At 32.7% G+C, this 10,000-nt stretch carries 10 protein-coding genes; 3 read left to right on the top strand and 7 right to left on the bottom strand.

Annotation, left to right across the window (positions count from 1 at the left end; translation table 11 throughout):
- From LDL23_RS05455 to rsfS, 7 genes are all read right to left on the bottom strand, one after another.
- The coding region (locus LDL23_RS05455; RefSeq protein WP_291264807.1) for a Fe-Mn family superoxide dismutase at nt 1-540 on the bottom strand (540 nt) is incomplete at its 3' end.
- 12 nt (nt 541-552) lie between these two features.
- Complete coding sequence (locus LDL23_RS05460) at nt 553-834, bottom strand: acyl-CoA-binding protein (RefSeq protein ID WP_291264808.1); 282 nt, start codon at nt 832-834, stop codon at nt 553-555.
- A 3-nt stretch (nt 835-837) separates the two neighbouring features.
- Entirely contained in the window at nt 838-1,491 is a 654-nt protein-coding gene (locus LDL23_RS05465) for a phosphatidylserine decarboxylase family protein (protein ID WP_291264809.1), read from the bottom strand.
- Nucleotides 1,481-2,287, bottom strand: coding sequence for a phosphatidate cytidylyltransferase (locus LDL23_RS05470; RefSeq protein WP_291264810.1), 807 nt, complete (start codon nt 2,285-2,287; stop codon nt 1,481-1,483). The genes LDL23_RS05465 and LDL23_RS05470 overlap by 11 nt, the downstream gene beginning before the upstream one ends.
- Before the next feature lie 2 nt (nt 2,288-2,289).
- Nucleotides 2,290-2,895: an LUD domain-containing protein gene (locus LDL23_RS05475; protein WP_291264811.1), complete on the bottom strand. Its 606-nt coding sequence runs from the start codon at nt 2,893-2,895 to the stop codon at nt 2,290-2,292.
- 107 nt (nt 2,896-3,002) lie between these two features.
- Nucleotides 3,003-4,946 (bottom strand): ATP-dependent zinc metalloprotease FtsH, encoded by a 1,944-nt coding sequence (gene ftsH / locus LDL23_RS05480; protein ID WP_026725084.1) that lies wholly within the window; start codon nt 4,944-4,946, stop codon nt 3,003-3,005.
- A gap of 8 nt (nt 4,947-4,954) precedes the next feature.
- Nucleotides 4,955-5,326, bottom strand: a complete 372-nt coding sequence (gene rsfS, locus LDL23_RS05485) for a ribosome silencing factor (protein ID WP_026725083.1) — start codon at nt 5,324-5,326, stop codon at nt 4,955-4,957.
- An 85-nt stretch (nt 5,327-5,411) separates the two neighbouring features.
- On the opposite strand from rsfS, the gene LDL23_RS05490 reads away from it, so the two are divergent.
- From LDL23_RS05490 to LDL23_RS05500, 3 genes are all read left to right on the top strand, one after another.
- On the top strand, nt 5,412-6,143 hold the full coding sequence (locus tag LDL23_RS05490; RefSeq protein WP_291264812.1) for a biotin--[acetyl-CoA-carboxylase] ligase: 732 nt from the start codon (nt 5,412-5,414) through the stop codon (nt 6,141-6,143).
- 105 nt (nt 6,144-6,248) lie between these two features.
- The gene (gene ccsA, locus LDL23_RS05495) at nt 6,249-9,407 is read left to right on the top strand and encodes a cytochrome c biogenesis protein CcsA (protein WP_291264813.1); all 3,159 of its coding nucleotides are present in this window, start codon (nt 6,249-6,251) and stop codon (nt 9,405-9,407) included.
- 90 nt (nt 9,408-9,497) lie between these two features.
- The coding region (locus LDL23_RS05500; RefSeq protein ID WP_291264814.1) for a glutathione peroxidase at nt 9,498-10,000 on the top strand (503 nt) is incomplete at its 3' end.

Below are 10,000 nucleotides of genomic sequence, written 5' to 3' on the forward strand. Positions count from 1 at the left end.
CCATGCCCAACCACTTCCAAATTGTCCTGCAGCAGCATCTGTGAGTTGTTTTTGTAAGTTGTCAAACGAGCCTAATTCTGCGGTAATGGCTTCCGCTAAAGCACCTTTTGGAGTACCACCGCCTTTTGGATTTAATATCTCGAAAAACAAATTATGATTATAGTAACCACCTGCGTTATTTCGGATTTCTTTATTGTTAACGTCTAGGTTTTTTAGAATATCTTCAACGGTTTTTAATTCTAAATCGGTTCCAATTACGGCTTTGTTTAGTTTGTTTGCGTAACCTAAATGATGTTTTGAATAGTGGATTTCCATTGTACGACCATCTATGTGAGGTTGTAAGTCGTCGTAGGCATATTTTAAGCCGCGCATTTGAAAGATTCCGCCTTCTGTAACTTTTACATCAGCTGGATTTCCTAAAGCTGAAATTTTAGTTTCTACTTCTGGGTCAGGAATTTTAACTTCTTCTAGTTCGTTTTCTTTTCTACAGCTCGTCATCATAAATGATATACAAGCCAAAATCAATAATGACTTTTTCATTTGTAATGCGGATTATAAATTACGTTCTTTCAGTAATTGATTGATGATATTGATGTATTCAGCTTTGGCATCATCTGGTTTCAGATGTTTCACTTGCATCCAAGCATTTAATTTGAAAGCATTTCTTAAGTCTTGTGGATTTTGAAATAATAAAGGGTTAGAAGTTTCGGAAGTAGCTTGTTTGTACAAACCATACAATACCAATTGCATATCCTGAGGCACCGACTCTTGTGGAATCAATTGTGCGTTAGCAAATGCTTCATCAAATAATGTATTTAAATCCTTTTCACTCATTCTTTATGCTTTTTTACTAATAACGGTTTTATTTCCGATAGCTTTATCGCCTAGTTTTACATTAATTTCAGTTCCTAATGGTAAATAAATATCTACTCTTGAGCCAAATTTAATGAAGCCAGCATCTTTGCCTTGAACAACACGCATTCCTTCTTGTGCATAATTCACAATACGTCTAGCTAGAGCACCAGCAATCTGACGGTATAAGATTTCACCATAGATTCTATTGTTGATTACAACAGTAGTTCTTTCATTTTCTTCGCTAGCTTTAGGATGCCAAGCTACTAAGTATTTTCCAGGGTGATATTTGCTGTATTTTACAATTCCGTTTACACAGTAACGTGTAACGTGAACATTAATAGGAGACATGAAGATAGAAACCATCAAGCGTTTGTCTTTGAAATATTCTGGTTCGAATACTTCTTCAATAACTACAACTTTTCCATCTACAGGAGCTAAAATGTGATTGTCGCTATTGTCTGCAACACGTGTTGGATTTCTGAAGAATTGTAAAACCAAGACTAAAATCACTAATGCAAATAAGTATAAAATAGTTCGTAACCAATTTATAGAAACAAATGCATCGGTTAAGAAAATAATTGCAACTACTAAAAGCAGCGTAATGAAAATGATTTTTGAACCTTCTTTATGAAACATAGTATAAAATTAAATAAAATAAATTAATAAATGGAATTACAAATATAATACTATCTAGTCGATCTAGAATACCTCCGTGACCGGGCATTATATTTCCGGTGTCTTTTATGCCGGCAACACGTTTTAATTTTGATTCGATTAAATCGCCTAACGTACTGAAAATACTAACAATAGCGGCAATGACTATCCAAATAAATAGGGTAGAAGCCATGATGTAATAATTTGCTAATAAAACTCCGCCGATAATGGTAAAGACCAAACCTCCAGCAAAACCTTCAATGGTTTTTTTCGGAGAAACACTTGGGAAAAGTTTGTTCTTTCCTATGTTTTTTCCAACTAAATATGCGAAAGTATCGTTGGTCCAAATTAAAACGATAATAGAAATTAAAATTTTTGGATTATAACCTTTGACTCCCATTGCAACGTAGTTTGCTAAAATAAAAGGAAGTATCACATAACCAAATAACAAGAAATATCTTGTGTAGATTTTAAAATTTGACTTGTTAGCATTAAATAAATAGAGTAACAATTTGATTGAAGTTACAATAGATATTGCGGTTAAAGCTGTATTCAGATTTAAATCGGAGTTTTTATTCCAAAAGAAATAGTAGGAACTTGCTGCAATTGGAATGCTCATGTAAAAGTTTAACCCGCACATTTTACAAAATTCGTAAACTCCAATCACCAAAAAAACACCAAAAAGAATGGCTAAACCTTCCCTTGAATAAGAAATGCAGCCTAACAGTAATACAACATAAACGGCTCCAGATAATGCTCTTTTTAGCGTTTCGTTCATTATTATAAATCTTCTAAAAGAAGTAAGTATAGATTTTTATGGCAACTTCCATAGTGAAGAAAATCCTGTTCTTTTACTTCTTCAAAATATTTTATGGTGGTAATATTAGAAGGGTAATTTTTTTCGTGCGTGCTCTTAATACGCCTCAAGCCGTCACTTTTACTATTTACTATCTGACTTGTTGTTGCGAAAACAATCATGTTAGTTGGAAGTTCATTAGGTTTGAAGTGTTTCAATTGATTAGATGAGAATAATATAGAGCCTTCATCTGCGATTAAATTTTCACAAGAAGAAAGAAAAAATACAGGAGTTGATAAATTGTCGTAAGTTAATTTGTTATCATCAAGCAAATAAAGTAATCGGTTGTCAAAACACTGGGCATTACATTCAAACCAATCATTTTCTGCTAATATATTTTCAAAATTCTCTGCAATTTCATCTAAATTCTCACAATAAATGAATTTACCTCCATTTCCTTTGAAATTGAAAGTAAACTGTTCGTCTATTGGTAATGTAGTATCTGGAGAATAAGGACTTTTGACTTCTTGTTTTTTGTCATTGTCCTCTTCCTTAGAAGATGTACCAAAAAATTTTCTAAAAAGACTCATGTATCTTTAGTAGGTTTTTTAACTGTGAAAATCAAAGATAAAAAAAATCTTAGTTCTTTACATACAGAACTAAGATTTTTATTAATATTATTTTGTTGATAAGTTACTTATTCTGAAATTGTCTTTTCGTCCGTGTTTTCAGGAGTTGTAGTAACTTCTTTATCAAAAGGTCTTTTTCCAAAAATGGTTTCTAAATCATCTTTAAAAATTACTTCTTTTTCAATCAGAATATCAGCTAATTGGGTTAGTTTTTCTTTGTTTGTTTCCAAAAGATGAATCGCTCTGTCGTACTGTTCTTCAATTAATTTTGAAATTTCAGTATCGATAACTTTTGCTGTTTCTTCTGAATATGGTTTTGAAAAATTATAGTCCGATTGTCCTGTTGAATCGTAATAAGTAATATTTCCAAGCTTATCATTCAATCCATAAATGGTTACCATTGCTCTTGCTTGACGTGTGACTTTCTCTAAATCGCTCAACGCTCCAGTTGAAATTTTATTAAAAATTACTTTTTCGGCAGCACGACCTCCCATGGTAGCACACATTTCGTCTAACATTTGTTCTGGACGTACAATCAGTCTTTCTTCTGGTAAATACCAAGCAGCACCTAAACTTTGTCCTCGAGGAACAATTGTTACTTTTACTAAAGGTGCAGCGTGCTCTAACATCCAACTTACTGTTGCGTGACCTGCTTCGTGAATCGCAATAGCACGTTTTTCTTCAGGAGTTACGATTTTATTTTTCTTTTCTAAACCACCAATGATTCTATCTACAGCGTCTAGGAAATCTTGTTTATCAACTGCTTTTTTGTCTTTACGAGCTGCTATTAAAGCCGCTTCGTTACAAACATTAGCAATATCAGCACCCGAGAATCCTGGAGTTTGTTTTGCTAAAAATTCAGTATCTAACTCCTCTGATTTTTTCAAAGGTTTTAAATGTACTTCAAAAATTTCTTTACGTTCTCTAATGTCTGGTAAGTCTACATAAATTTGTCTGTCAAAACGACCGGCACGTAATAGAGCTTTGTCTAAAACATCAGCACGGTTGGTTGCAGCTAAAACAATTACGTTGGAATTGGTTCCAAAACCATCCATTTCAGTTAATAACTGATTCAGCGTGTTTTCTCTTTCGTCGTTAGCACCTGTCATGTTGTTTTTTCCACGAGCTCTACCTACAGCGTCAATTTCGTCAATGAAAATGATAGATGGTGATTTTTCTTTCGCTTGTTTGAATAAATCTCGAACACGAGAAGCTCCAACTCCTACAAACATCTCCACAAAATCAGAACCTGATAAAGAGAAGAAAGGTACTTTAGCTTCACCGGCAACGGCTTTTGCTAATAAGGTTTTTCCTGTTCCTGGAGGACCAACTAATAAAGCTCCTTTTGGAATTTTTCCTCCAATAGAAGTATATTTTTCAGGGTTTTTCAAGAATTCTACGATTTCTTGAATTTCTTCTTTAGCTCCTTCTAATCCGGCAACGTTTTCAAATGTTACTCTTGTATCATTTTTTTCGTCAAATAATTTAGCTTTCGATTTTCCGATGCTAAAAATCTGACCTCCGCCACCGCCAGAACCACCTGACATTCTTCGCATCATGAAAATCCATAAACCAATTAATATTACAATTGGTAAAAGCATTGAGATAAGTTCCCCCCACATGCTTTCTGGTTCTTTTTCATATTCTGAAAGTTTACCTTCGTTTGATGCTTTTTGTAAATTTTCTTGAAAGGTTTTTAAATCACCAATTTCAAAGAAATAGTGAGGACCTTTAGTGTTTAATTTGTTTAAAACATCATTCTTTACTTTGTCATGTGTTTTATCTGTTAAAGCTGTTTTCTTTAAATAGACAGTAGCTTTAGTATTGGTAAACACCACTTTTTGTACCTGATTTTTATCTAAAAATTGGTAGAATTTTGATAATGTTGTAGGCGCAGGATTGCTTAAATCAATTCCTTTGGTAAATAAACTTATCGTAAAAAAAATAGTCAAGACAAGTACAATACTCATCCAAGGACTAAACTTAAATCCAGAATTATTATTTTGTGCCATAAAATTTTTTAGTATTTTGATTCAATGGTAGTGATTTTAGCATCACCCCATAAACTCTCAATTCGGTAGTATTCACGAATGTGTTTTTGAAAAACGTGTACTACAATGTTTACGTAATCCATTAAAACCCATTCTCCATTTTCAGCACCTTCAACGTGCCATGGTTTGTCTTTTAACTCTTTAGAAACGATTTTTTGTATTGATCCTACGATTGCATTTACTTGTGTATTTGAATTTCCATTGCAAATTACAAAATAGTCACAAACCGTGTTGTCAATTTCTCTTAAATCAAGAATATCAATATTTTCTCCTTTTACTTCTTCAATCCCTTTGATGATGTTTGCTAATAAATCATCATTATTAATCTGCTTCTTCGCCATTTATTATTTTTCTATTTATGCAAAGGTATCATTTTTTGTGATTATTTTTGAACCTTAACATAAGATTAAATTTTGTTAGTACGATATGAGAATAATCAAACTCGATGCCATAGATTCAACCAACCGTTTTTTAAAAGCACTTTCTGCTCAAGAAAGTTGTGAAAATTTCACAGTTGTAAGTACCGAATCGCAAACAGAAGGTAAAGGTCAAAGAGGTTCTGGATGGGTTTCTGGAGCAGGTAATAATCTAACTTTTAGTGTTTTATATAATCAAAGAGTTGAAGGAATTACGAGTCTTTTTACATTAAATATCATCATAGCTTTGAGTATTGTTGAAGCGCTAAAAACCGTTAGTAATTTAAATTTTGTCATCAAATGGCCAAACGACATTTTGGCAGAAAATAAAAAAATAGGTGGCATTTTAATAGAAAATACGTTTAAAAATTCAAGTGAAGTGCAATCGATAATCGGAATTGGTTTGAATGTAAATCAATCTCAATTCGAAAATTTACCTCAAGCTTCGTCTTTATTTTTGTTGGAAAATAAAATTTTTGATAGAGAAACGATGCTAATTTCAATTGTAAATCAGTTAGAATACAATTTAAAACAATTACCAATTTTAGGAGAAACTCATTTTTGGAACGCCTATCATCAAATTTTGTTTAAGAAAGATGTAGTTTCTGCTTTTGAATCGGTTGCTGGAAATCGATTTGTAGGTAAAATTCAAGAAGTTACGCAAGAAGGAAAATTAGCGGTTTTATTGGAAGATGATTCTATTCAATTTTTTGATGTCAAAGAGGTGAAAATGTTGTACTAAAATGAGAACGTTATAAATTCCTCAAACCTTTGTTAAACTTCGTTAAAAAGTTTTTGTTTTTAAGTACATTTGTGCCAATTAAAAAAACGTATTCCTATATATCTCATGGAGAAAAAAATACTATCCCTGTTATCTTCCACGCGCTTAATGGCTGTTTTATTTATTCTTTTTGCTTTTGCCATGGCAGCTGGAACTTTTATTGAAGATGCCTATAATACTGATACTGCTAGAGTTGTTGTTTACAACGCTGTTTGGTTTGAAGTTATCATGGTGTTTTTTATCATTAACTTTTTAGGTAACATAAAACGTTATCAATTACACAAAAAAGAAAATTGGGCGACTTTAATTTTACACCTTTCTTTTATTCTAATTATAGTTGGAGCTTTTGTTACTCGTTATATTAGTTATGAAGGAATGATGCCTATTAGAGAAGGTGAATCAGCTAACATGATTTATTCGGATAAACCTTATTTAACGGTTTTAGTAGATGGAAATCACGAAGGACAAATGCGTCGTAAAACTTTTGAAAAAGGATTGTATTTAGCTCCAGAAGTTAAAGATGATGCTTTTTTGAATGCTTTTGCAAGTAACGATTTCTCAATGAGTGGTGAATTCAGTGGTATTCCATTTGAAGTAGAACATCAAGAATTTGTTATGAATGCCACCGAAACGGTTGTAGCTTCAGAAACTGGTCAATTGATGATTAAAATGGTTGAGTCGAGTGGAGGAACACGTCATGAACATTACTTAAAAGAAGGTGAAGTTCAAAACTTACACAACGTGCTTTTTGCTTTTAATAAATACACAGAAGGCGCAATTAATATCACTAAAATTGCTGAAGCCTACACAATTCAAACACCTTTTGAAGGTGATTTTATGCGAATGGCTGATAAATTACAAGGTAAGGTTGTTAAAGATTCAGTGCAACCTTTAATGTTACGTTCGTTGTATAATATTGGTGGTGCTCAGTTTGTATTTCCAGAGCAAGCCATTAAAGGAGAATTGACTTTCAAATCGAATAATGATTTCAAAGACAAACAAACCGATGATGCCTTAAAAGTAAAAATTAAAACACAAGGTAAAGAAGAAATTGTAACACTAGTTGGTTCAAAAGGAAAGCAAGGAGTTCCGCAAACGGTTAAGATTGGTGATTTAGAATTTACACTTTTCTTTGGAAGTAAAATTTACAATACGCCTTTTTCTGTGAAATTAGATGATTTCATTGCGGATAAATATCCTGGAACAGAAAAAAGTTATTCGGCTTTCAAAAGTAAAATTGAAGTGGCGGATACTGAACAAGGAAAAACATTTAAAGATAGTGTTTTCATGAATCATATTTTAGATTATAGAGGATTTAGATTCTTCCAAGCTGGATTTGATCCAGACGAAAAAGGAACACAGCTATCCGTAAGTCACGATTTCTGGGGAACTTGGATTACTTATATTGGTTATTTCCTATTGTATTTTGGTTTGATGGCGATATTATTTACAAAAAATAGTCGTTTTTCAAGTTTGAAAGAGAAGTTAGAAAAAGTAAAAGCGAAAAAAGCAGCTTTATTGAGTGTGATTTTTATTTTATTTTCTACTCTAACTTTTGCACAACAACACAATCACCAACCAAGTAAAGAAGAAATTCTGAAGTTGTTAAAGAAATACGAAGTTTCAACTGAACATGCGAATGAATTTGGAAAAATCGTAATTCAAGATGGTGGTCGTATGAAGCCTATCAATACGTTTTCATCGGAATTACTTCGTAAAGTATCTAAAAGTGATACCTATGAAGGAATGAATTCCGATCAAGCGTTTTTATCGATGACGCAATATCCTCAATATTGGTATTCGTTGCCAATTATCTATTTAAAAAGAGGAAATGACAGTATTCGTAAATTAATTGGTGTAGAAAAAGAAGCAAAATACGCACCTTTAGTAGCCTTTTTCGATGAAACTGGAAGTTATAAATTGGCTAAAGTTTTAGAAGCCGCTTACAAAGAACCGGTTCCTAATGTATTTCAAAAAGATTTTATTGAAGCAGACAAAAAAGTAAACCTTTTATATTCGGCTTTAAGCGGACAAATTTTGAAAGTGTTCCCAGTTCCTGGAGATAAATCAAATAAATGGGTTTCGTTTTTAGAAATTAACCAACCAACAGGAACCGCTTTAGATTCGATTAAAAATGTAATGCCATTTTATTTGAATGCCTTAGATAAAGCATCTCAAAGTAAAAATTACGAATTGCCAAATAGCCTTTTAAAAGGACTAACCGAATACCAAAAGAAATACGGAAAAGCCGTAATGCTTTCGGAAAGTAAAATCAATTCTGAAATTACGTATAATAAATATGATATTTTCAAGAGATTATATTATATGTATATGTTAGCTGGTGTTTTAATGCTAGCTTTCTGTATTGTTCAAATTTTCAAAAATTCCAAAACCATCCGAACGATTATCAATGTTTTTCATGGATTAATAGGATTGTTTTTCATTTTGCATTTAGCAGGTTTAATTGTAAGATGGTATATTTCAGGTCACGCGCCTTGGAGTGATGCGTATGAAAGTATGATTTATGTGGGTTGGGCAACGATGTTCTTTGGATTAGCTTTCGGGAAAGATTCGAAACTTACGGTAGCTTCAACTGCTTTTGTAACTTCGATGATTTTGATGATTGCACATTGGAACTGGATGGATCCTTCAATTGGAAACTTACAACCGGTTTTAAATTCGTATTGGTTAATGATTCACGTTGCTGTAATTGTAGCGAGTTATGGACCATTTACTTTAGCGATGGTTTTAGGTTTAGTTTCGTTATTCTTGATGATTTTCACAAACGAAAAGAACAAAGAAAGAATGAAATTAAGCATCGACGAAATTACGTATATCAATGAAATGGCATTAACTGTTGGTTTAGTAATGTTAACCATAGGAAACTTCCTTGGCGGACAATGGGCTAACGAAAGTTGGGGACGTTATTGGGGTTGGGATCCAAAAGAAACTTGGGCTTTAATCAGTATTATGGTGTATGCATTTGTAATTCACGCGCGTTTTGTACCAGCATTAAGAGGAAGATGGATTTATAACGTAATGAGCGTTTTAGCTTTCGCTTCTATTTTAATGACGTATTTTGGAGTGAATTTCCACTTGAGCGGTTTACACAGTTATGCTTCTGGTGAGAAACAAAACGTTACGTATTACTTTGTAATTTTAGCAATTGTCTTAGTAATATCGGCAATAGCTTACTTCCCGTATAAGAAATATTATAAAAAATAAGAATTTGGTCGCTAATAAGCGGCCATTTTTTTTAAGAAATGTTTATCAAAAATTGCGTTTTAAAATCCTAAATTTGAAATAAAAAAAGAGATGAAAAAATTAGTAACCTTGTTTTCAGTAGCAGCATTGCTTTTTAGTTGTCAAAATCAGGCACAAAAAAAGCAAACAGCTACCGCAACAGCAACCACAACACCAATGGCAAAAGAAACCATTTATCAGTTTAAAGTAGAAGATTTGAGTGGAGATTCATTCGATTTTTCAACACTAAAAGGAAAGAAAATCTTAGTAGTTAATACTGCTTCGGAATGTGGTTTAACACCGCAATACGAACAATTACAAGCTATTTACGAAAAATACAAAGACAAAAACTTTGTAATCGTAGGTTTTCCAGCCAATAATTTTGGAGCGCAAGAGCCAGGAAGTAATCAACAAATCGCTACTTTCTGTCAAAAAAATTATGGGGTAACATTTCCTATGATGGCTAAAATTTCGGTAAAAGGTGGCGATATGCATCCTGTGTATCAATTCCTAACACAGAAAGCTAAAAATGGATTACAGGACAGTGAAGTAGAATGGAACTTCCAAAAATACTT

Source organism: Flavobacterium sp., assembly GCF_020217025.1.
Classification (GTDB): domain Bacteria; phylum Bacteroidota; class Bacteroidia; order Flavobacteriales; family Flavobacteriaceae; genus Flavobacterium.